Annotated in this window: 21 protein-coding genes; 9 read left to right on the top strand and 12 right to left on the bottom strand. The window is 71.0% G+C overall.

The window, feature by feature from the left end:
- Nucleotides 1–20: 20 nt before the first annotated feature.
- Together ACIBKY_RS38665 and ACIBKY_RS38660 are read left to right on the top strand one after the other, a co-directional pair.
- Nucleotides 21–428: a YciI family protein gene (locus ACIBKY_RS38665; protein WP_397104840.1), complete on the top strand. Its 408-nt coding sequence runs from the start codon at nucleotides 21–23 to the stop codon at nucleotides 426–428.
- Nucleotides 425–1,570 (top strand): RNA polymerase sigma factor, encoded by a 1,146-nt coding sequence (locus ACIBKY_RS38660; RefSeq protein ID WP_397104838.1) that lies wholly within the window; start codon nucleotides 425–427, stop codon nucleotides 1,568–1,570. The genes ACIBKY_RS38665 and ACIBKY_RS38660 overlap by 4 nt, the downstream gene beginning before the upstream one ends.
- A gap of 109 nt (nucleotides 1,571–1,679) precedes the next feature.
- On the opposite strand, the gene ACIBKY_RS38655 is transcribed toward ACIBKY_RS38660, so the two are convergent.
- The gene (locus ACIBKY_RS38655; protein ID WP_397104836.1) at nucleotides 1,680–3,170 is read right to left on the bottom strand and encodes a carboxylesterase/lipase family protein; all 1,491 of its coding nucleotides are present in this window, start codon (nucleotides 3,168–3,170) and stop codon (nucleotides 1,680–1,682) included.
- Nucleotides 3,171–3,258: 88 nt separating this feature from the next.
- On the opposite strand from ACIBKY_RS38655, the gene ACIBKY_RS38650 reads away from it, so the two are divergent.
- The 3 genes from ACIBKY_RS38650 (at nucleotide 3,259) to ACIBKY_RS38640 (ending at nucleotide 5,152) form a co-directional block, all read left to right on the top strand.
- Nucleotides 3,259–3,858 carry a TetR/AcrR family transcriptional regulator gene (locus tag ACIBKY_RS38650; RefSeq protein ID WP_397104834.1) on the top strand — a complete coding sequence of 200 codons (600 nt, stop codon included), beginning with the start codon at nucleotides 3,259–3,261 and terminating at the stop codon, nucleotides 3,856–3,858.
- A gap of 91 nt (nucleotides 3,859–3,949) precedes the next feature.
- Entirely contained in the window at nucleotides 3,950–4,900 is a 951-nt protein-coding gene (locus ACIBKY_RS38645) for a BTAD domain-containing putative transcriptional regulator (protein ID WP_397104832.1), read from the top strand.
- A gap of 33 nt (nucleotides 4,901–4,933) precedes the next feature.
- Nucleotides 4,934–5,152, top strand: a complete 219-nt coding sequence (locus ACIBKY_RS38640) for a hypothetical protein (protein WP_397104830.1) — start codon at nucleotides 4,934–4,936, stop codon at nucleotides 5,150–5,152.
- A 115-nt stretch (nucleotides 5,153–5,267) separates the two neighbouring features.
- Here the strand turns inward: ACIBKY_RS38640 and ACIBKY_RS38635 are convergent, their stop codons facing one another.
- Nucleotides 5,268–5,564, bottom strand: coding sequence for a YciI family protein (locus ACIBKY_RS38635; RefSeq protein ID WP_397104828.1), 297 nt, complete (start codon nucleotides 5,562–5,564; stop codon nucleotides 5,268–5,270).
- A gap of 127 nt (nucleotides 5,565–5,691) precedes the next feature.
- Between ACIBKY_RS38635 and argG the strand changes: the two genes are divergently transcribed.
- On the top strand, nucleotides 5,692–7,140 hold the full coding sequence (gene argG, locus ACIBKY_RS38630; protein WP_397104826.1) for an argininosuccinate synthase: 1,449 nt from the start codon (nucleotides 5,692–5,694) through the stop codon (nucleotides 7,138–7,140).
- 23 nt (nucleotides 7,141–7,163) lie between these two features.
- On the opposite strand, the gene ACIBKY_RS38625 is transcribed toward argG, so the two are convergent.
- The 3 genes from ACIBKY_RS38625 to ACIBKY_RS38615 form a co-directional block, all read right to left on the bottom strand.
- Nucleotides 7,164–8,495 (bottom strand): serine hydrolase domain-containing protein, encoded by a 1,332-nt coding sequence (locus ACIBKY_RS38625; protein WP_397104824.1) that lies wholly within the window; start codon nucleotides 8,493–8,495, stop codon nucleotides 7,164–7,166.
- A gap of 18 nt (nucleotides 8,496–8,513) precedes the next feature.
- Entirely contained in the window at nucleotides 8,514–9,992 is a 1,479-nt protein-coding gene (locus ACIBKY_RS38620) for a hypothetical protein (RefSeq protein WP_397104822.1), read from the bottom strand.
- 148 nt (nucleotides 9,993–10,140) lie between these two features.
- Entirely contained in the window at nucleotides 10,141–11,136 is a 996-nt protein-coding gene (locus tag ACIBKY_RS38615) for a zinc-dependent alcohol dehydrogenase family protein (protein ID WP_397104821.1), read from the bottom strand.
- A gap of 65 nt (nucleotides 11,137–11,201) precedes the next feature.
- Between ACIBKY_RS38615 and ACIBKY_RS38610 the strand changes: the two genes are divergently transcribed.
- Entirely contained in the window at nucleotides 11,202–11,510 is a 309-nt protein-coding gene (locus ACIBKY_RS38610; RefSeq protein WP_397104819.1) for an ArsR/SmtB family transcription factor, read from the top strand.
- Here ACIBKY_RS38610 and ACIBKY_RS38605 read toward each other — a convergent pair.
- Both ACIBKY_RS38605 and ACIBKY_RS38600 read right to left on the bottom strand, forming a co-directional pair.
- Nucleotides 11,488–12,399 carry an alpha/beta hydrolase family esterase gene (locus tag ACIBKY_RS38605; protein WP_397104817.1) on the bottom strand — a complete coding sequence of 304 codons (912 nt, stop codon included), beginning with the start codon at nucleotides 12,397–12,399 and terminating at the stop codon, nucleotides 11,488–11,490. The two genes, ACIBKY_RS38610 and ACIBKY_RS38605, sit on opposite strands and share 23 nt — an antisense overlap.
- 22 nt (nucleotides 12,400–12,421) lie before the next feature.
- Entirely contained in the window at nucleotides 12,422–12,997 is a 576-nt protein-coding gene (locus ACIBKY_RS38600; RefSeq protein WP_397104815.1) for a TetR/AcrR family transcriptional regulator C-terminal domain-containing protein, read from the bottom strand.
- Between the two features lie 81 nt (nucleotides 12,998–13,078).
- Here ACIBKY_RS38600 and ACIBKY_RS38595 point away from each other — a divergent pair, with 81 nt between their 5' ends.
- The gene (locus ACIBKY_RS38595; RefSeq protein ID WP_397104813.1) at nucleotides 13,079–14,326 is read left to right on the top strand and encodes an FAD-dependent oxidoreductase; all 1,248 of its coding nucleotides are present in this window, start codon (nucleotides 13,079–13,081) and stop codon (nucleotides 14,324–14,326) included.
- A gap of 51 nt (nucleotides 14,327–14,377) precedes the next feature.
- Here ACIBKY_RS38595 and ACIBKY_RS38590 read toward each other — a convergent pair whose 3' ends face one another.
- A complete protein-coding gene (locus tag ACIBKY_RS38590; RefSeq protein WP_397104811.1) occupies nucleotides 14,378–14,953 on the bottom strand; it encodes a helix-turn-helix domain-containing protein in 576 nt (191 codons plus the stop codon).
- A 20-nt stretch (nucleotides 14,954–14,973) separates the two neighbouring features.
- Between ACIBKY_RS38590 and ACIBKY_RS38585 the strand changes: the two genes are divergently transcribed.
- A complete protein-coding gene (locus ACIBKY_RS38585) occupies nucleotides 14,974–16,125 on the top strand; it encodes an MFS transporter (RefSeq protein ID WP_397104809.1) in 1,152 nt (383 codons plus the stop codon).
- 4 nt (nucleotides 16,126–16,129) lie between these two features.
- On the opposite strand, the gene bla is transcribed toward ACIBKY_RS38585, so the two are convergent.
- The 4 genes from bla to ACIBKY_RS38565 form a co-directional block, all read right to left on the bottom strand.
- Nucleotides 16,130–17,029 (bottom strand): class A beta-lactamase, encoded by a 900-nt coding sequence (gene bla / locus ACIBKY_RS38580; protein ID WP_397104807.1) that lies wholly within the window; start codon nucleotides 17,027–17,029, stop codon nucleotides 16,130–16,132.
- A 140-nt stretch (nucleotides 17,030–17,169) separates the two neighbouring features.
- On the bottom strand, nucleotides 17,170–17,463 hold the full coding sequence (locus ACIBKY_RS38575) for a hypothetical protein (RefSeq protein WP_397104805.1): 294 nt from the start codon (nucleotides 17,461–17,463) through the stop codon (nucleotides 17,170–17,172).
- A gap of 12 nt (nucleotides 17,464–17,475) precedes the next feature.
- On the bottom strand, nucleotides 17,476–17,820 hold the full coding sequence (locus ACIBKY_RS38570; RefSeq protein ID WP_397104803.1) for a hypothetical protein: 345 nt from the start codon (nucleotides 17,818–17,820) through the stop codon (nucleotides 17,476–17,478).
- A 357-nt stretch (nucleotides 17,821–18,177) separates the two neighbouring features.
- On the bottom strand, nucleotides 18,178–18,567 hold the full coding sequence (locus ACIBKY_RS38565; RefSeq protein WP_397104801.1) for a nuclear transport factor 2 family protein: 390 nt from the start codon (nucleotides 18,565–18,567) through the stop codon (nucleotides 18,178–18,180).
- Between the last annotated feature and the right edge of the window lie 1,345 nt (nucleotides 18,568–19,912).

The raw sequence follows: 19,912 nt of genomic DNA, 5'->3' as shown, positions 1-19,912 counted from the left end.
ACACACCAAGGAGAAACACGATGGCCAAGTACCTGCTGCTCAAGCACTACCGGGGCGCGCCGGCATCGGTCAACGACGTGCCGATGGAGCAGTGGACGCCGGAGGAAGTCTCGGCCCACGTGCAGTACATGCGTGACTTCGCCGCACGGCTTGAGAGCACCGGCGAGTTCGTCGGCGAGCAGGCGCTCTCGCCGGAGGGCACGTTCGTCCGCTACGACGGTGAGGGGCGGCCGCCGGTCACCGACGGACCGTTCGCCGAGACCAAGGACCTGATCGCCGGTTGGATGGTGATCGACGTCGAGAACTACGAGCGGGCGCTCGAACTGGCCGGCGAGCTGTCCGCGGCTCCGGGAGCGGGCGGCAAGCCGATCCACGAGTGGCTCGAGGTGCGCCCGGCCTACGGCGAGCCGTCCGTGGTAACCGAGTGAACGAGTCACTGCTGCGGGACCTGGTGCCCGCGGTGATCGGTGTTCTCGTCCGTCGCGGAGCCGACTTCGCGGCGGCCGAGGACGCCGTGCAGGACGCCCTGGCCGAGGCCGTGCGCGTGTGGCAGGACGACCCGCCGCGTGACCCCAAGGGCTGGCTGGTTACCGTGGCCTGGCGTAAGTTCCTCGACGCCGCCCGTGCCGACGCCTCCCGCCGGCACCGCGAGGTACGCGTCGAGGCCGAGCCCGCGCCCGGCCGGGGAGAGGCGGTGGACGACACACTCCAGCTGTACTTCCTGTGCGCGCACCCGTCCCTGACCCCGGCTTCGGCCGTGGCGCTCACGCTGCGCGCGGTCGGCGGCCTGACCACGCGTCAGATCGCCCAGGCCTACCTGGTGCCGGAGGCGACCATGGCTCAGCGCATCAGCAGGGCCAAGCGCACCGTCTCCGACGTCAAGTTCAACCAGCCCGGTGACGTCGCGACCGTGCTGCGCGTGCTCTACCTGGTCTTCAACGAAGGTTACTCCGGCGACGTCGACCTCGCCGCCGAGGCGATCCGGCTCACCCGCCAGCTCGCGGCCAGGACCCACCACGAGGAGGTCGCGGGCCTGCTCGCGCTCATGCTGCTGCACCACGCCCGGCGAGCGGCACGGACCGGCGCCAACGGCAGGCTCGTGCCCCTCGCCGAGCAGGACCGCTGCCTGTGGGACACCCGCCTGATCGCCGAGGGAGTCGACGTGCTCCAGGCGGCCCTCGCCCGCGACCGCCTGGGCGAGTTCCAGGCCCAGGCCGCCATCGCCGCGTTGCACGCCGACGCCCGGACGGCGGGGGAGACCGACTGGGTGCAGATCGTCGAGTGGTACGACGGACTGGTGCGCCTCACCGGCAGTCCGGTGGCCCGCCTCAACCGGGCCGTCGCGGTCGGGGAGGCCGACGGCCCGCGAGCCGGCCTGGCCGCCCTGGCGGGGCTCGATCCGGCGCTGCCCCGCCATACCGCCGTCCTGGCGTACCTGCACGAGCGTGACGGTGACGCGGCGACCGCGGCGCGGCTCTACGCCGACGCCGCCCGGTCGGCGCCCAGCATCCCCGAACGCGAGCACCTCACGCGACAGGCCGCTCGGCTCAACGCGCGACTACGCGGCTGAACGGCGGGCGCCGGGCGATCACCAGCGGTCTCGACACCACGGGCCTGTCCTGGAACCAGAGGTTCTCCTTCGGCTCCGAGGTGCCTCTCCCGTCACCCACGGGTGGGCCTTACGAGAGATCGAAGGGCGCGGGGGAGTGGCCTTCCCAGATCTGACGGGATGCCTGTTCGGGGTAGGGCAGAGTCTTCGACTCGGTGTCCAGGACGCGGGTGAGGTGCTCGCCGGGCCGGTGGGCGGACCAGCCCGCGTCGCCGGTGGTGACGAAGCGGACCCATGCCTCCTGGAGTTCGCGGGAGAGAGTGACGGCCTCGGGTGTGGGCTCCTCGCCGATGAGCTGGGTGGCGACGGGGCTGTCCAGCGTGCCGAACGCCAGGGGCACCTCGAGGCTGTGGCAGGCGCCCAGGATGCCGCCGAGGGCGGGGGCGACCCAGCACTGTTCGAACAGGTAGGAGGTGCCGCCGGCGGCGGCGTTCGCCTCGGCCAGCTTCTGTGACGGCATGCGGAAGAGGGCGTCGGAGTACACCGTCTCCACCAGTTCCTCCGGGCCTGCCTGCGGGAACGCGGCCCGGTAGGCCCGCGCGCCGTCCGGTTGGGGGGCGAGCAGGTCCAGGGCCGCGTGGGCTTCCGCCTCGGTGAAGGTGCCGTACCGTCCGCTCATGACGCTGAAGTACCGGAATTCGTCCCGGGCGTGGCCGACGAGCAGTTCGGTCCCGCTCGCGCGCGCGCCGTTCAGCGCGGGCCAGGGCGTTTCCGGGAGGACCTCGCCGTCGACGACGGGGCACAGCGCGGTGCCGGCCTCCGTGAGGCGTCCCCAGCTCTCCCGGTGCGCGTGGAGGCCGGCGTTGAAGGCGGTGAGCTCGGCGGCCAGGTGCCATGGGTCGATGTCGCGCAGGGCCTCGGCGGTGGGGGCCGCCGCGCCGAGCCGGTCGGCGAACGCGGCGGTGGCCTGCCGTGCCAGCGCGGGGGTGCTGTGCATCCCCGGCACCGAATGGGCGATGGCCCGCCGGAACAGTCCGCGCGCGGACTTCATCGTCAGCAGGGCGGCGACCGAGCCCGCCCCGGCGGACACCCCGCCCACGGTGACCCGGCCGGGGTCGCCTCCGAAGGCGGCGATGTTGCGCTGCACCCATTCCAGCGCCGCGATCTGGTCGAGGAATCCGCGGTTGGGCGGCACGTCGTCGAGGAACGCGAATCCCTCCGCGCCCACGCGGCAGTTGATGGTCACCACGACGACTCCCGCCTCGGCCAGCGCTGCCGGGTCGAACATCGGGTCGCTCGACGCCGCCGAGAGGTAGCCGCCCACGGGGATCCACACCAGCACCGGCAGTCCCGCCGCGCCGGGATCCGGAGTGCCGATGTTGAGCGTCAGCCAGTCGGTGCCCTGCGGGGGCACGTCGATCGGCAGGGAAAGCGGCACCACGGGGCCGAACTCGACCGCCTGCCTCGTCCCGTCCCAGCGGTGCGGCGGTGCGGGGGCGGCGAAGCGGAGCGCTCCGACCGGGGGCCGGGCGTAGGGGATGCCGCGGAACACCGCGTGCCCCTGCCGCCGGAGCCCCTGCACCACGCCTTCCGTGGTCCGTACCTTCGGCTGTTCGGACATGGACGATTCCTTTCCTCGAGTGATTATGGGTCAAGTGTATTATGTCAACTGTATTGGTACAGTCTTAGGCACGAGGAAGGGGCCGGCGATGCCGAAACAGGTGGATCACCGGGGACGCCGCGAAGCGATCGCCCGCGCACTGTGGCGGGTGGTGGAGCAGCGCGGCGTCACACAGCTGACGATGCGCGTGGTGGCGCAGGAGGCGGACATGTCACTCGGGCAGCTGCAGCACTACTTCTCTTCCCGGACCGCCATGCTCTCCTTCGCCATGGACTTCGCGTCCGAGCAGACCTCGGTGCGCGTACATCAGGGGCTTGACAAGCTCGGTGACCGTCCGCACCCCCGCGACGTGCTGCGACTGACGCTCGCGGAGATGCTCCCCCTGCATGCCGAGGCCCGCGCGACCAGCCGGATGAGCGCCGCCTACGTCCTGGAGGCGCTGCACGACGAGGCCGTACACGAGCAGGCGCGCCGCGGCCTCGTCCAAGGGCGGGCCGTCGTCGAGCAGTTGGTCCGCCAGGCGATCGCCGACGGGCACATCGACGCCGGCCACGACCCGGCGACCGAGACGAACCTGCTCCTCGCCCTCACCGGCTTCACCTCCCTGATCGAACTCGACGTGATCGAGCCCCAGGACGCGCTCGCCGCGATCGACGTGCATCTGGACCGGCTGTTCAGGAGCACGTGAGCAGCCCGCCACCCCGGCACCGGACGGCCTGGGAACAGGGATGTATCAACGGGCCGGGCCGGCCCTCCGAATAGGTGAGGGGGGATCAGGAATGCTGGAGATCAAGCTGTTGGGGCACCATCGTTCGGTCGTCCGGGGAGAAGGCACCACGAGAGGCGGACGCCTGCAACTGCAGCCGGTCGCGGCCAGCCTGCTCGCCTACCTGGTGCTCCAGCGGGAGCGACCTCAGCCGCGTGACGTGGTGGCCGCGGCGTTCTGGGGTGGGTTGTCCACGGCCGAGGCCAGGCGGCGGCTGAACACCGCGCTCTGGCGGCTGCGCAGGGTGATCGAGCCCGCCCACGTGGCGCGGGGCACGTACCTGCTGGTCGAGCCCACGGGGGCGATGTCGTTCAACGGCCGCAGCGACGCCCGCGTGGACGTCGCCAGGTTCGAGGCCGCGGTGACGCCCGCGCTCGGGCCGGGGCGGGTGTCGGCGGCCGACGCCGAGCGGCTGAAGGGCGCGGTCGGCCTGTACGTCGGCGACCTGCTCGAAGGCACCTACGACGACTGGGTCGTCCTGGAGCGCGAACGGCTGCGCGAGCTGCACCTTCGGGCCATGGCCAGGCTCCTCACCTGGTACCGGGGCACCGGCGATCTCGACACGGCGCTCACGTTCGGCCAGGCCATACTCGACGCCGAGCCGCTGCGCGAGGACGTGCACCGCGCCATGATCGAAATGCACGCCGCGGCGGGACGCCGCGCGCAGGCGCTGAGCCAGTACGAGATCTGCAGGCGGCTGCTCCGCGACGAGCTGGGCGTGGACCCGTTGCCGGAGACGACGGCCGCCGCGGCCCGCATCGCCTCGGGTGCCCCTGCCGCCTGGATACCGGGACAGGAGCACGACGTACGGCTGCTCGGGCAGCTCGAACGCGCGGAAACCGAACTGCGCGGCCTCGCCGACGTGCTGGGACGCGCGGCCGACGAACTGCGCGCGCTCACGCCGCGCCCGCCCGGTGACACCGGGGAGACTTCCGGTGACGGCCGGGTGACGCCCCTGCCTTAGAAAGGCGGCATGTCGCCTGAAGGGTGGCCGCCGGTGGAGGGAAGCCTCGGGCAAGGCGCGCACGCGTTCCTGCTCCGCGTGTACGTGGAGGTCCGCGAGGTCCCCGGCGCCGCTCCCCGCCTGGCGGGATGGGTCCAGGACCTGCGTACCGGGGAGGGCCGCCACATGCGGACCGCGGCCGACATCGAGGACTTCATCCGCCAGACGCTGCATGCCTCCGGTGCGGACGTCTCCGACTGGTGGCCCGCATGATCGACGAAGTGACCCGAGCCCCGGAGACGTGCTCGGGCCGGGTCGAGGTCAGCTCCCCGGTCCAGCGCGCACTTCCGCAAGCTGGCGGACGAGCTCTCCTGACGCGTGTGCCCGGTCACATCTCCTGGCCGGACAGGTCCATGATCGGGCGTACCTCCACGGTGGAGGTGCGGGCGCCGGGCAACCGGGCCGCGATCTCGGCGGCCCGGTGCCCCGAGTCGCAGTCGACCACCAGGTAGCCGGACAGCTGCTCCTCCAGCGCGGCCCCGCGCGCCACGCGCACGGTCACGGTGTTCACCGGGTCGGCCAGAACCCCGCCCGCGACCAGCTCGCCGAGCTCGGTCACCTCCTCCGCCAGGTCCGGCCGCTCCGCGCTCTCCGGGCCGCTGTAGATCAGGATCAGGTACTTCATCAAGGGCTCCCTCGGATCGCCGGCTTCATCCTGAAGTCGAAGCCCCGGGGACTTTTTCGACATCGGCCCGTCTCAGAGACTGGAAAGGCTTGCATGGACATGCAGTGGTGTGTATATATTTTTGCTCGTGTCCAAGGTTCTCACCTCCCTGCCAGTCGGCGAAAGAGTCGGGATCGCCTTTTCAGGCGGCCTCGACACCTCAGTAGCGGTCGCGTGGATGCGCGACAAGGGTGCAATCCCATGCACGTACACCGCTGACGTCGGCCAGGCCGACGAGCCCGACATCGCGTCGGTCCCCGGCCGCGCCACCGCCTACGGCGCCGAGATCGCCCGCCTGGTCGACTGCCGGGAGACGCTGGTCGAGGAAGGGCTCGCGGCGCTCGCGTGCGGCGCGTTCCACATCCGCTCCGGCGGGCGCACCTACTTCAACACCACCCCGCTCGGCCGGGCCGTCACCGGCACGCTGCTGGTGCGCGCCATGCTCGAGGACGGCGTGCAGATCTGGGGCGACGGCTCCACCTTCAAGGGCAACGACATCGAGCGGTTCTACCGGTACGGCCTGCTCGCCAACCCCTCCCTGCGCATCTACAAGCCTTGGCTGGACGCCGACTTCGTGCACGAGCTCGGCGGCCGCAAGGAGATGTCGGAGTGGCTGGTCGCGCACGCTCTGCCGTACCGCGACAGCACGGAGAAGGCGTACTCCACGGACGCCAACATCTGGGGCGCCACCCACGAGGCGAAGTCGCTGGAGCACCTCGACACCGGCATCGAGATCGTCGACCCGATCATGGGCGTGCGCTTCTGGGACGCCACCGTCGAGATCCCCGCCGAGGACGTGACGATCGGCTTCGAGCAGGGCCGGCCGGTGTCGATCAACGGCAAGGAGTTCGCTTCCTCGGTCGACCTGGTGCTGGAGGCCAACGCCATCGGCGGACGGCACGGCCTGGGCATGTCCGACCAGATCGAGAACCGGGTCATCGAGGCCAAGAGCCGCGGCATCTACGAGGCGCCCGGCATGGCGCTGCTGCACGCGGCCTACGAGCGGCTGGTCAACGCGATCCACAACGAGGACACCCTCGCCGCCTACCACAACGACGGCCGCCGGCTGGGCCGGCTGCTGTACGAGGGCCGCTGGCTGGACCCGCAGGCGCTGATGCTGCGCGAGGCGCTGCAGCGCTGGGTGGGCACCGCCGTCACCGGCGAGGTCACGCTACGGCTGCGGCGCGGCGAGGACTACTCCGTCCTCAACACCGCGGGCCCGGCCTTCAGCTACCACCCGGACAAGCTGTCCATGGAACGCGTCGAGGAGCCCGCGTTCGGCCCGGTCGACCGGATCGGCCAGCTGACCATGCGCAACCTCGACATCGCCGACTCGCGCGCCAAGCTGGAGCAGTACGCCAGGCTCGGCATGGTCGGCAGCGCGCACCCGACGCTGATCGGCGTCACGCAGACGGCGGCCAGCGGGCTGATCGGCGCGATGCCCGAGGGCGGCGCCGACGTGATCGCCGCCCGCCCGGAGGGTCCCGACGCCGACGAGCTGCTCGACCACGCCGCCATGGAGATCGGCACCGACTGAGGCCCTAGGTCAGCCGCGACCGGTCAAGCGTGCCACTCCCCGGCGCCGCCGGGGATCGGCGGTCCCTGCTCGTACGGCTCGCGCGTCAGGATGAAGGTGTTGAGGTCCAGGTGGTCGGCCTCCACCCGCAGGGTCTCGCCGGCGTAGTAGCCGTCGAGGCCGAGCCAGGTGCCGTCGGCCTGGGGGACGAAGCGCGAGCCGCGGCTGGAGTTGGCGACGGCGTTCAGCGACAGCTTGCCGTCGGGCAGCACCCGCAGGTGGAAGGGGGTCGGGCCCCAGTGCCACAGCCCGGTCACCGCCAGCAGCGCGGGGTCGGTGGCGACCGGCCGCCACTCCCCGGGCAGGCGCGGCTCGTGCTCGTCGAGGATGGCCAGCAGTTCGTTGAGCAGCTGGTAGCGCACGCCGGAGGTGGTGTTGGCCAGGAACAGCACGCCGGTGCCCGCGTTCGCGTCGGCCCACACGCCGGCCAGGAAGCCGGGCATGGAGCCGCCGTGCCCGCTCAGGCGGCGGCCGTCGATCCGGGCCAGTTGCAGGCCGAGTCCGAACCCGGCCACCCACGCGTCACCGTCGGCCACCACGGCGGTCTCGCCCATCTCGGCCAGCGTCTCCGGCGACAGCACGCCCTCGCACCGGCCGCCCAGGAACGCCGCCCATCTGGCCAGGTCCGCGGCGGTTGACCACAGCTGGCCCGCGGGTCCCATGGCTCCGTGGTCGTGCTCGGGCTCCTCCAGCAGCACGTCGGCCCACGGGTGGACGGCGAAGCCGGTGGCGTGCGGGGCGGCCGGGCGCAGGGTGGTGCGGGTCATGCCGAGCGGCTCCAGCACCTCCCGGCGCAGCGCCTCGTACCAGGTCATGCCGCGGTGCTTGGCGATCAGCCGGCCGAGCAGGGCGTAGCCGACGTTGGAGTAGTGGAAGGTGCGGCCGGGGCGGTGCTTGGCCTCGGCCGGGCCGATCCGGGCGAACAGGTCCTCGGCGGTGAGGCCGGGCGTGCGCTCCCACCAGTCGGTCGGCGGTTCGGCCGTCAGGCCGCCGGTGTGCGAGAGCAACTGCGCGATCGTCACCTCGTCGAACGGCGTGCCCGGCACGTGCCCGCCGACCGGGTCGAGCAGGCCCAGCACGCCCTCGTCGCGCAGCCGCATGACCAGGGCGGCGACCATGCTCTTGGTGATCGAGCCGAGGCGGTACTGGGTGTCGGCCGTCGGCGCGGCACCCTCGACCTGCCCGCGGGCGCCGAACCAGGCCATCTCTCCGTCGCGGACGATCGCCGCCGCGAGCGACGGGACCCGGCACTCACTCTGCTCGACGGCGAGCCTGCGCAGCAGGGCCCGCGCCGTCGTCTGTTCAACCTGACTCATGGCAGACCAGCGTATCCGTCAGGGGAGGGGGATCAGTTCGGGGCCGATCAGCTCCCCTTGGTGCGGCTGGGGGTGGGCCTGGTCGTGGTAGTAGTGGCCGGCGTACCAGATGACGAGGTTGGCGCCGTTGATGGATTCGCCATTGACGAAGCGGTTGAGCATGGCGCGGTTGCGGGGGTCGGGGTCGCCGTCGTAGAGCTCGCCCGGGTGGTGGCGCAGGAACCACAGGTCGGAGATGCCGAAGGCGTCGGCGGTGCCGTCGAAGGGGCCGGGATGCAGTTGCAGGCCCCGGCCGGAGGACTTGTCGCGTACCTGCCAGTACAGGGCGGGGTGCCGGCGTTTGCGGGAGGTCTCGCGGATGATCGGCACCGGTTCGGGGATGATCGAGCCGCTCTCGTTGACCTGCTCGACGACGTCGTTCTCGGCGCCGTCGAGGTCGAAGTCGAAGCGCCAGTACGCGTGGTGGCGGTGGACCTTGCAGGTCATCGGGTTGCGGGTGGCGGCGAAGCCGAAGCGCGGACGGATGGTGCCGTCGTCGCCCAGGCGCCAGTCGGAGGCGTAGCGGTACCAGCCGGCGGCCAGTTCGCTGACGATGCGCAGTTGCTCGCCGTCGTGGTGGAAGGCGACGCCCTGAAAGTTGCCGGCGTCGGTGGAGGGACGCTCGATGATGGTGCGCGGCGCGGCGGTGCACAGGCGCCAGCCCCAGCCGACCGGGTCGCTGCCGGTGGCCGAGAAGCGGGTCTCGAAGCTGACGCCGTCGCGGAAGGTCGTGCCCTCCTCGTACTCGACGTTGAGGATGGGCAGGTGGGCCTGGCGCAGCAGCAGGCGGCCCTTGTGGCGGACGTTGCGCAGTTCGACGCCGGATCCGGCTCCGTCCTGGGGTGAGGAGGCGCGCGGCCGTACGACGATGAGGTTCCACAGCTCGCTCTCGCCGCGCATCACGCGCACCCGCACCTGGTCGGGACCGCCGCGGTCGGCGAGCGCGTCGACCTCCTCCGGGACGGTGTCCTCGCAGTCGTGGTGCATCCGCACGTTGATGCCGGCCGGGGTCCAGTCGACGGTGCCGGCGTGGACGTCGACGGCGACGATGCGGTGGCGAAGTCCGGTGGGGTCGCTCGGGGTGTAGAGGCCGAGGGCGGGGCGGCGGGTGGTGGTGCCGTCGGGATTGTCCAGGTCGGCCAGGGGCGGCATGGGGCGGTAGACCACGACGTCCTCGCCCGCGGGGAAGGCCGGGTGGGCGCGCAGGACGGCGGCGGCCGCGGCGAGTTCGTCCCTGCCGGGCTCGGGGCGGGCGGCGGTGGGCCTGACCTCGGTGTCGTCGAGCCGGTCGAGGGTGCCGCTGAGCTCCAGGCCGCGGTTGCCCACCGGGTCGAAGACGGTCGCGCGGAAGGGCGCGTCGTCTCCGGGGTCGTGGCCGAGGGCCTCGGCGCCGCTGACCAGCAGACGGCCGGGCTCGGCCACCTCCAGCTCGCTCAGGATCCCGGGATGCTCGGCCACGATCTGGCGTACGCGCTCGGCCGACAGGCCGGGGCGCGCGACGGCTTCGATGATGACGCGACCTCGTCGCTCATGGACTCTCCCCGTCGAAGATGAGAAATCTCCCCGAGGTGTTCATACCGCCCCGGCCGTCGCGCCGGAAGGCCCATCAGCCGGTGGTCACCACGATCTTGCCGAACCGGGTTCCGGACTCCATGTGGCGGTGCGCGGCCACGATCTCCTCCAGCGGGAAGACGCGGTCGACGATCGGGCGGAAGGCGCCGGCGCGCAGGCCCGCGCGGACGAAGGCGACGGCCCTGGCGAGCCGCCGCGGGTCCCTGGTCGTCTCCATCATCGTGTACGTGCGCAGGTTCAGGGCGGGCATGCCCAGGTCGAAGCCCGGGTAGGGCGTGGGCAGGCCGCTCAGCGCGCCGTACAGGAAGTGAGTGCCGCCGGGGGCGACGGCTCTGGCCAGGTCGGTGACGCCGGGGCCGGCGACGGCGTCGAAGACGTACTCGGCGCCGCGGCCGGCGGTCATCTCCAGCACGCGCCCGGTCACGTCCTGCCCGGCGGAGACGATCACCTCGGCCGCGCCCTCCTCGGTCAGCCGCCGCCGTTTGTCTCCGGTGCGGGTGACGGCGACGGGGACGGCGCCCACGCGCAGCGCCGTGTGGATCGCCGCCAGCCCGACGCTGCTGGAGGCGGCGTTGATCACCACCGTGTCCCCGGCCCGCAGGCCGCCCACCTCGACCAGGGCTCCGTAGGCGGTGACGTGGGGCATCCAGACGGCAGCGCCGGAGATCGCGTCCACGTCCGCTGGGCGGTGGACGAGCGCCGCGGCGGGCACGATCGCCCGCTCGGCGTAGACGCCGTAGTCGTTGGCGGAGAAGGCGGGCACCACGCTGACCGCCTGCCCGGCGGCGAACCCCGCCACCTGCGGCCCGACCTCTTCGATCACCCCGGCGGCCTCGGCCCCGAGCCGCGCGGGCAGCTCCTTGACCGGCTCGATGTAGTGGCCGCCGCGGAACAACGCCTCCGCCCGGTTGACCCCGATCGCCCCCACCCGGAGCAGCACCTCGCCGGGCCCCGGCCGGCCGGGATCGACGTCCTCCAGCCGCATTACCTCGGGGCCGCCGATCTCGTGGAAACGCACCGTCCTCGTCATGGCCACCACTGTGGGCCAGAAGTACGATGAGTGTCAAACTTCGATGCCTGTCGTACTATGGGGTCATGGCCCGCACCCCGCCCCACCCCGACACCTTCGACCTCCAGCAGGTGCTCGAAGCCCTCGTCGATCCGGTACGGCGCAGCATCGTCACCCAGCTCGACGCCTCCGGCCAGGACATCAAGTGCGGCGCGTTCGACATCCCGGTCAGCAAGTCCACCGCCACCCACCACTTCAACGTGCTGCGCGAGGCGGGCCTGATCCGGCAGTACTACGTCGGCACCTCGCGCATGAACACCCTGCGCAGGGCCGACCTGGACGATGCCTTCCCCGGCCTGATCGACGCCCTCATCACCCGCCCCGCCGGACACTGACGGCGTCGAAGGCGTCCAGGATCAGCCCGGCCGCGTCGATGCGCCGGCCGTGGTCCGGGCGTGGCCACACGTGGCCGGCGCCGCCGATCGTGTACAGCCGCAGGCTCGTCCGGTGGCGGCAGTCCTTCCAGGTGCGCAGCCGTACGCCGGTGCTGACCTTGGAGGTGGCGGGAGCGGCGCAGCCCATGACGCGGGCCCACCGGCGGGCGGTGCCTTCCACCGAGGCCAGCCGTACCAGCTTGGCCAGCGTCCGCAGCCGCGAGGTCGCCCGCGAGAACGGGTGCCCGCCCCGGTAGGGGACGGTGCCGTCGGCGGTGCCGTGGAAGGCCACGATCGTGGTGGGCGCCGCCTCCTGGCAGGGCGGCACGATGTTGAGCCCGCCCACCGGCGCGACGGCGGCCAGCCGGCCCTTCATCGCGCAGACCAGTGCCATGGTCATCCCGGCGCCGTAGCTCATGCCGGCGGCGAACTGCCGGTCCTTGTCCGCGCATCCCGAGGCGACGAGCTTGTCGAGCAGCGTGGTCAGGAAGCCGGTGTCGTCGGGGCCGTAGTAGCCGGGCAGCGTCCAGGCCATGCGGTAGCGGGCCACCTGCGGGGTGACGACCGCGTACCCGCGCGCGGCGCCGGCCTTGGGCAGGCGGCTCTTCTCGGCCTGGCGGCCGGCGTTGGAGCCGAGGCCGTGCAGGTTCAGCACCGTCGGCCAGGGGCCCCTGCCTTTGCCGGGCAGTGACAGCAGGTAGGTGCGCTCCTCGCCGGCGAAGCGCAGGCTGTGCCGTCCCGGCTTCAGCGAGCACCCGGCCTTGGCGGTGCGTGCGGGCGGGGAGGGGCTGCTCGTGCAGGCAGCCGTCAGGAGTACGGCCGGCAGCGCGCGAAGGACCCGTCTCACCATCCACCGATCATCACACGGTTCGCTACAGCTCCCCGCCGCCCACGTGTGTGCCGGCCGGTTGCCGGGCGTGCTCGGCGCGATGGGCCAGGCCATCGAGGATGAGGGCCAGTCCGGCCTCGAAAGCCGCCTGGTGGTCGGCCGTACCGGGGTCGGTGTCGGCTTGTTCTTCCAGGACGCTGCCGACGGTGAAGCGGCCGGCGGCCATCATCGCCATCTGGGCGTCCTTCTCGGGCAGGCCGGAGGCGGTCAGGAAGGCCATCTTGTGGGCGATCCGGTCGAGGTCGGCCGGGCCTGGACTGGATCCGGAGTGCAGGCGCGCGCCGTCGCGGCGCATGAGCAGGGTGTGGCGGAAGCTGCGCGTGTTGTCCCGGAACCATTCCCGCCAGTCCTGGCCGGGGGCCGGCAGCGGTGCTTCGGCGTGGGGCGCCATGGCGGCCTCGGCCATGGCGCCGAGGAGTTCCTTCTTGTTCCGGAAGTGCCAGTAGAGCGACGGCTGCTCCACGCCCAGGCGTCTGGCCAGCTGCCTGGTGCTGATGGCGTCCAGGCCGACCTCGTCGAGGAGGTCCAGCGCCTGGGCGATGACGGTCTGTCGATTCACTTTCACCACGGTTGACAAACTATCACCGATAGAGTTCCCTGATGGACGAACCTATCAGTGATAGATAAAGAGGTTGGCGACATGGCTCTCGCATCAGGAACCCGCTCCTTGAAGATCCTCATCTGCGGCGGCGGAATCGCCGGGCAGGCGCTGGCCTACTGGCTCGCCCGCGGTGGTCACCGGGTGACGGTCGTCGAACGCTTCCCGGCGCTGCGGGCCACAGGGGCCCAGGTCGACCTGCGCGGCCAGGGCATCGAGGCGATCGAGCGCATGGGCCTCATGGGCGCCGTCCGGAGCAAGCTCGTGGACGAGGCGGGCGTCGCGTTCGTCAACGCCAACGGCAAGGCCAGGGCGACGATCATGGCCAACACCTCCGGGAAGGGCCGCCAGAGCCTGACATCGGAGTACGAGATCATGCGCGGGGACCTGGTGCGCATTCTCAACGACGCGACGAAGGACGACGTGCGGTACGTCTTCGGCATCAGCGTGGACGGCTTCGATCAGGATGACCACCAGGTCGTCGCGCACTTGTCCGACGGATCATCGGAGGCATTCGATCTCCTGGTCGGCGCGGACGGGCAGGGATCGCGACTGCGGCGGGCGATCCTGCCCGAGAGACTCGACCCGTACTGGCGGGTCGGCATCCACATGGCCTACTGGTTCGTCCCGCGCATCGCTTCCGACGGCAACATCCGCGACACCTACATGATCCCGGGCGGGCGCCAGATCATGCGCCGCAGCCACAATCCGAACGAGACGCAGGTCTACTTCGTGATGAGGGAGGACTCCGAGGAGGCTTCGGCGATTCACCGCGAGCCCATCGAGCGTCAGCGGGAGTTCTGGGCCGGCAGGTTCGCCGGCGCCGGATGGCAGACCGAGCGCTTCATCGACGGCATGGGAACCAGCCCGTTCTTCTACTCCCAGGAGGTCGTCCAGGTCCGCATCGGCACCTGGTCCAAGGGCCGCGTGGTCCTGGCCGGCGACGCCGCCCACTGCGCCTCCCCTTACAGCGGCATGGGCGTCTCCGGCGGCCTGGTGGGCGCCTACGTCCTGGCCGGAGAGATCAACCAGCACCCCGATGACCTGCCCGCGGCGCTGGCGAACTACGACACGATCCTGAGACCCTTCGCCGAGGAGATCCAAGGCCAGGTCAACCCGCGCCTCCTACGGTTGGGCATGCCCATGACCCAGCGCGCGATCGACGCCTTCCTCACCGTCACCGGACTGGCCACCGCGCTCCGCGTCCCCGACCTTGTGGCACGCCTCTCCACGGAGGACCGCGGTGGAGACTGGCGGCTCCCGGACTACCCGCAACTCCAGGCCGCCTAGCCGCCCGCGTCAGGGTGGCGCCTGCCCGTGGTCCGGGGACGGCGCCACGCGTCACACGGCGAAGCGGGGATCCTGCCTGCCGCCGTAGATGACCGTCATCGTGAAGCGGACCGGCTCCTCGCCCGGGTTGACGTAGACGTGCGGCCGGTCCCCGCGCATCCGCAGCGCGTCGCCGGGCCCGAGCGAGAACGCCGCTCCGCCCACCGTCACCGCCAGCTCACCCGTGTTGACGTGCAGGAGCTCGCCGGTGCCCTCGGGGTGGCCGGGGGAGCGCAGCTCCTGGCCCGGCGCGATGAGGAAGTCCCACAACTCGGCCCGCCCGTCGTTGACGAGCAGCCGCGCCTGCCCGCCGGGTCCGGCGGGGCGGATCGCCACCTCCGCGGCGCGCACGACATGGCCCAGTTCCTCCGGCGGCTCGACGAGGCGGCCGATGGAGACGCCCAGCGTGGAACAGATCCGGGCGAGGGTGGCGATGCTCGGATTGGTCCGGCCGGTCTCGATCTGCTGAAGCATGCCGCGGCTGACCCCCGAACGTGTGGCCAGGTCCTCCAGGCGCCATCCGCGGGCCTGCCGGGCAGCGCGGAGGTTGGCGGCGAGCGCACGGCTGACCGGCTCTACGGGATCCATGCGCACAGTATATTGCGTCTATGGCGCACTATACTGCACCCATTCGCCGGTTACTCGTGTCGGGGCTGGTCGACTACCTGGGCGCCGGGTTGTTCCTGGCCTTCTCCGCCGTGTACTTCACCCAGCTCGTCGGCCTGACCATCGCCCAGGTCGGCCTCGGCATGGGGGTGGCCGGATGCGTGGCCATGGCCGGGGCGACACCGCTCGGACGGCTGGCCGACCGGGTCGGGGTACGCCGCATGCTGGTGGCGCTGCACCTCGTGCGGGCCGGCGGCACCGCCGCGTACGCGCTCGTGGGGGAGTTCTGGGGGTTTCTGGCCGCCGTGAGCGCGGTGACCGTGGCCGACCAGGCGATCGCGGCGCTGACCCAGGCGTTCGTGGCGGAGCTGGCCGGTGAGGAACGGCGGGGGCGCGTCATGGCCGCCTACCGCACGATCGCCAACATCGGGATCAGCGTCGGCGGGCCCCTCGGCGGGCTGCTGACCGGAGCCTCCGGGCGCTCGGCCTTTCAGGTGACGTTGCTGGTCAACGCGGCGGCGTACCTGCTGACCGCGCTGCTGGTCCGCACGATCGGCCGGCGAGGCACCACAGCCCCGGCGCCCGCGCCCGTCCGGCGGTCGCGCGCTCTGCGCGACCGCCGGCTGCTGGCCTTCGCCGGCATCGACACCCTGCTGCAGTTGTGGCTGCCGGTGCTGAACCTGGGGTTCCCGCTGTGGCTGATCGCCGACGGGCAGGTGCCGAGGGCCTGGATCGGGCTGCTGTACGCGATCAACACGGTGCTGGGCGTGGCGCTCATGGTGCCTTCCGCCCGGTTCACCGCCTCGGTCACGGCGGCCAGGCGCTGCCAGGTGGCGGGCGCCGTCGCGCTGGCGGTCGCCTGCCTGGCGTTCTGGGCGTCCTGGTTTCCGGTGGCGATCGTGGTGCTGACGTTCGGCGAGATCGCGGTGGTGGCCGCGGCCTGGACCCTGTCGTACGCGCTGGCCCCCGGCGAACGGCGTGCGGAGTACCTCGCGGCGTTCGGCATGGGCCGCTCCTTCGGCCGCTACGTGCTCGGCCCGCTCCTGGTCACCGGCCTGCTGCAGGTGGTCGGCGGGCTGACGTGGGCGATCCTGGCGGCGCTCTTCTGCGCGGCCGCCCTGGCCACGCTCCTGCCGGGCGACCCCGGCACGTGAGCGCTCAGATCCTGCCCAGCGCGCGGGCCAGGATGGTCGCGGTCTTCGCGATCACCGTGTTGTCGACCGAGGGCTGGTCGCGGTTGGTGTAGACGGAGATGATGATCGGCGCGCCCGACTTGCCCGGCCAGGCGACCGCGATGTCGTTGCCGGCGCCGATCTCGGTGTTGGTGCCGGTCTTGTCGCCGATGAGCCAGGACTTGGGCAGGCCCGCGCGGATGCGCTCGTCACCGGTCTTGCTCGCGATCAGCCAGCCGTTCAGCCGCTCGCGGTCCTTGGGGTGCAGCGCCTTGCCCGCGGTGAGCTTGACCATGTCGCGCGAGATGGCCGCGGGCGTGGTGGTGTCGCGCCGCTCCTTCGGGTTCCAGTCGTTGAGCTCGGTCTCCCAGCGGTCCAGGCGGGAGATCGGGTCCTTCAGCGTGCGGAAGTACCGGGTCAGGCCGGACGGGCCGCCGATCTGCTTGAGCACCATGTTGCCGGCGGTGTTGTCGCTCAGCGTGATGGTCGCCTCGCACAGCTGGGCGACCGTGAGCCCGTCCTCGACATGTTTCTCGGTGGTGGGGGAGTTGGGCTTCAGGTCCGCCTTCGTCCACTTCACCACCTTCTCCATCAGCCCGGGTTCGACGGTGCGCGCCCGGTGCAGCGCCGCCCCGCACAACGGCGCCTTGAACGTCGACAGCAGCGGGAACTTCTCACCCGCCCGGTAACCGAACGTCCTGCCGCTGCCCGTGTCGATCGCATAGGCGCCGATACGGCCACCGAAGGCCACCTCCAGCGCGCGCAGTTCCTTGCGCGCGCCGGCCTCCGGCGACTGCTTCGCCTGTACGGCCGGCGCCGTCGTCACACCGCCGGCCAGGAGCGCGGCGGCCAACGCGAGACCGGCTGGGATACGAGTGATGCGCATAGGGCGTGATTTCCTTGCTGATCGCTTGACTGAACGGCAGGAGCCAAACAGGCAAGGCGTCACCCTGTCCAATAGCGGTATCGTCGGCGCGCCCATATCCAGTGAGATATCACCACAGGTCCATGGGCGCGCCGGCATGATCAGAGCCAGGTGATCAGCAGATCAAGACGGTAGGTCTTGAAGGGACCGATCTTGACCTTCCGTACGCACCGGTATTCCTTGGCGAGCTTCTTGCCGGTCGTGTAGAACTTCCCGGCGGCCTTGCACTGCCACTTCGTCGGGTAGTGCCCGTAGGTGACCCAGCGGGCCATCTGGACGGAGGCGGCGGCGGCCGCGGGCTGCGGAGCGGCGGCCTGGACCGCCGCGGGCGTGCTGAGCCCGAGGGCGGCGACGGCGACGAACGCGGCCGCGCCGATGCGGAACCTTCTGTTCATGACTTCGCCCTTTCAGCAGGTGACGGTCTTGTCGTAGCCGGACAGCGGCGTGCCCCACTTCCAGGCCCTGACGCTGCCCTTGCCCATGCCGTAGCAGGGGCTGTCGGGGCCGCGCTTGATGATCACCTTGACCCACATCTTCTTCTTGCACGTGTTGCGCAGGATGATCGTTTGGTGGAACTTGCTGACGTAGCGCGCGACGCACGCGGGGGCCGTCCCCAGAGCCGAAGCGGCCGCGGCGGCCGGCGTACCGGCGGATCCCGCGCCGGAGACGCTCGCGGCGTGCGCCGGCACGCTGGCGAGCAGTCCCACGGCGATGGAGGTGGCCGCGAGCGATCCGAACAGTTTCACTCTCATGTCGCCTTCCTCTCCTTTGATGGAGGGGAAGGTAGGGCGGCCGATGTTGAGAACCTGTTGAGGATCCGCTGAGGGACGGAAGGGCGTTCATAGGACGCTGGGCGCGGGGAGGTGAGGAGTTGGCAGGCAGGAGCCCGCCACGATGCCGGGCGATCTCATCCCGCCCGCAGATTCCCCACGTGCACAGCTTGAACTCGTAGCGTCGTGACGGTCCGCTGTGGCGGGTGTGTGTCGGGGTATGCGACGCGGCCGGGCGGATACGCCCGAGGAGCGACAACGGCGGGAGCGGTTACGGCTGAAGGCCGCCGTGCGGTTCGAGTCGCACCACGAGCCGGTCAGTCCGTGCCGCGCACCCGCTTACGCCGGGCTGGCGTGGGCGGCCAGGATGCGCCACCCGTGCTCGTTCGTGTGAACCCACGTCCGCGTGTAGCTCATCCGTCCGGCGAACGGCGTTCCGGCGACGCTGCCTTCCAGCGTGCCGAGGAAGCAGGTGACGCCGGTGTCCCCCGCGACGAGCACGGTGAGGTCTTCCTGGAGGAGTTTGGTCAGGACCAGTGTCCGTGAGCGGTGGTTGTGGAGATCGAGCTGCTTGGCATCCGGGTGGTACCGGTTGTCCGGCGGCCCGGTGAAGACGAGCCGCTCGTCGATCAGCCGGTCCAGCTCTTCGACGTCTCCGGCGAGCTGTACCGCCTGCAGGCGCTGTTCGGCCTTGGCCAGCTCGTCCATGAGGGTGGTGCGGTCGGCCATGAGGAACCTCTCCAGCGATCAATCCGGGCGAAGCGAACACAGTACAACAGGTGGAATTCGTAGAGTCGCGCAGCCATGCCGTCCGCCTCATGGGGTAGGGGGTACCCCTGGTCACTTACTCACCGACCCCGACGATGGGGCTTCCTCGGTCAGCGCGCAAATCTGGGCCGACGGCGGAGCGTTATGGGTATTGAACGCAATGCATGGCCGTCCGATCGCCAGCCTACTGCTGGTACACAACGCCGTAGGCGCCCACCCTAATGACCTGCTGCTCATACTGCGGCGGCCGGGGCCTGAAGATGGAGATGAGCACCCAAACCGGCAACCAGAAGCCGCAGGTGAAGACACTGAGGAGCAGGTGGAATATGTGATTGACCGGCGGCGGTGACCTGTAGCCGCGGGAGAGGACAACCATGTAATCCGTGTGCGTCTCCACACGCCACCCTTGACCCACCTCGTGAGCGACGGCCCTGGCGAGTGCGAGTCGTGCGTCGTGGCTCGGGTACATCGTCACCTCGCATGTTTCGGGCGCAGCGACATTGACGCCCACCCACGGCGCGATCAAGTGCCGTTGTAACTCTGAGTCTACGGAACACGAAAACCCCAGGTCACGCCTGGGTTCGGGGTGGACCATGGTCGCATCTGGCTGCTCAGCTACGACTCGGCCGACACCCGCGACGCCTACCGGCGCGACATCCAACGCTGGTTCACCTTCTACGCCGAACATGACCCCGACGCGAGCCGGAACATGGCGCCGTGTACAAACGCTGGCTCGAACTCCAAGCCGGAGCCCCGATCCCCGCCAAGACGATGTCCCGCCGCCTGTCCGCGGTGTCGTCGTGGTACGACTACCTCGCCGGCGAGGACGCCGTCGACGGCAAAGCGTTCAAGCGGATGCGTCGCCCGCGGGTGACCGCCGCCACTCCGAAACGGTCGCGCTCACCCGGGTCGAGGCGAAAACGGGTAAGACCGCCGACGCCGACGAGGGGCGGCAGCGACTGCGCACCGCGGCGATCATCCGGCTCCTCCTGGAGACCGGCGTCCGCTCACACCCTCGACGTCTACCTGACCGACCGCGCCGAGAGCGCGGGCATCCGCGTCAACCACCTCGACGGGCCGGCGCCGAAAGCTCCGACGTCATTTCCCTGCTCGGCGCGCTGTTCCAGCAGATCCAAGCCGAACGGCAGGGCGCGCTGCCTTCCCACACAGCGGAGTACGCCGACGTCGAGGTGGAGGCGGTCGAGGTGACGCCATGAGCTTGGCGGCGGCCGCGCTGGTCACGATGTCGGACAAACAGCTGCGCTCCATGGGCGAAGCCGTCGCCACATCCAAATCTGGACAGGGG

It is taken from the genome of Nonomuraea sp. NPDC050394 (genome assembly GCF_044459065.1).
Classification (GTDB): Bacteria; Actinomycetota; Actinomycetes; order Streptosporangiales; family Streptosporangiaceae; genus Nonomuraea.
This window is presented reverse-complemented; position numbering and strand designations above follow the sequence as displayed.

Excerpts from the sequence above, each read along its gene's own strand:
- ACIBKY_RS38665 (WP_397104840.1), top strand. The coding sequence starts at position 21 with ATGGCCAAGTACCTGCTGCTCAAGCACTACCGGGGCGCGCCGGCATCG.
- ACIBKY_RS38655 (WP_397104836.1), bottom strand. The coding sequence starts at position 3,170 with ATGTCCGAACAGCCGAAGGTACGGACCACGGAAGGCGTGGTGCAGGGG.
- ACIBKY_RS38650 (WP_397104834.1), top strand. The coding sequence starts at position 3,259 with ATGCCGAAACAGGTGGATCACCGGGGACGCCGCGAAGCGATCGCCCGC.
- ACIBKY_RS38645 (WP_397104832.1), top strand. The coding sequence starts at position 3,950 with ATGCTGGAGATCAAGCTGTTGGGGCACCATCGTTCGGTCGTCCGGGGA.
- ACIBKY_RS38635 (WP_397104828.1), bottom strand. The coding sequence starts at position 5,564 with ATGAAGTACCTGATCCTGATCTACAGCGGCCCGGAGAGCGCGGAGCGG.
- ACIBKY_RS38625 (WP_397104824.1), bottom strand. The coding sequence starts at position 8,495 with ATGAGTCAGGTTGAACAGACGACGGCGCGGGCCCTGCTGCGCAGGCTC.
- ACIBKY_RS38615 (WP_397104821.1), bottom strand. The coding sequence starts at position 11,136 with ATGACGAGGACGGTGCGTTTCCACGAGATCGGCGGCCCCGAGGTAATG.
- ACIBKY_RS38610 (WP_397104819.1), top strand. The coding sequence starts at position 11,202 with ATGGCCCGCACCCCGCCCCACCCCGACACCTTCGACCTCCAGCAGGTG.
- ACIBKY_RS38605 (WP_397104817.1), bottom strand. The coding sequence starts at position 12,399 with ATGGTGAGACGGGTCCTTCGCGCGCTGCCGGCCGTACTCCTGACGGCT.
- ACIBKY_RS38595 (WP_397104813.1), top strand. The coding sequence starts at position 13,079 with ATGGCTCTCGCATCAGGAACCCGCTCCTTGAAGATCCTCATCTGCGGC.
- ACIBKY_RS38590 (WP_397104811.1), bottom strand. The coding sequence starts at position 14,953 with ATGGATCCCGTAGAGCCGGTCAGCCGTGCGCTCGCCGCCAACCTCCGC.
- ACIBKY_RS38585 (WP_397104809.1), top strand. The coding sequence starts at position 14,974 with ATGGCGCACTATACTGCACCCATTCGCCGGTTACTCGTGTCGGGGCTG.
- bla (WP_397104807.1), bottom strand. The coding sequence starts at position 17,029 with ATGCGCATCACTCGTATCCCAGCCGGTCTCGCGTTGGCCGCCGCGCTC.
- ACIBKY_RS38575 (WP_397104805.1), bottom strand. The coding sequence starts at position 17,463 with ATGAACAGAAGGTTCCGCATCGGCGCGGCCGCGTTCGTCGCCGTCGCC.
- ACIBKY_RS38570 (WP_397104803.1), bottom strand. The coding sequence starts at position 17,820 with ATGAGAGTGAAACTGTTCGGATCGCTCGCGGCCACCTCCATCGCCGTG.
- ACIBKY_RS38565 (WP_397104801.1), bottom strand. The coding sequence starts at position 18,567 with ATGGCCGACCGCACCACCCTCATGGACGAGCTGGCCAAGGCCGAACAG.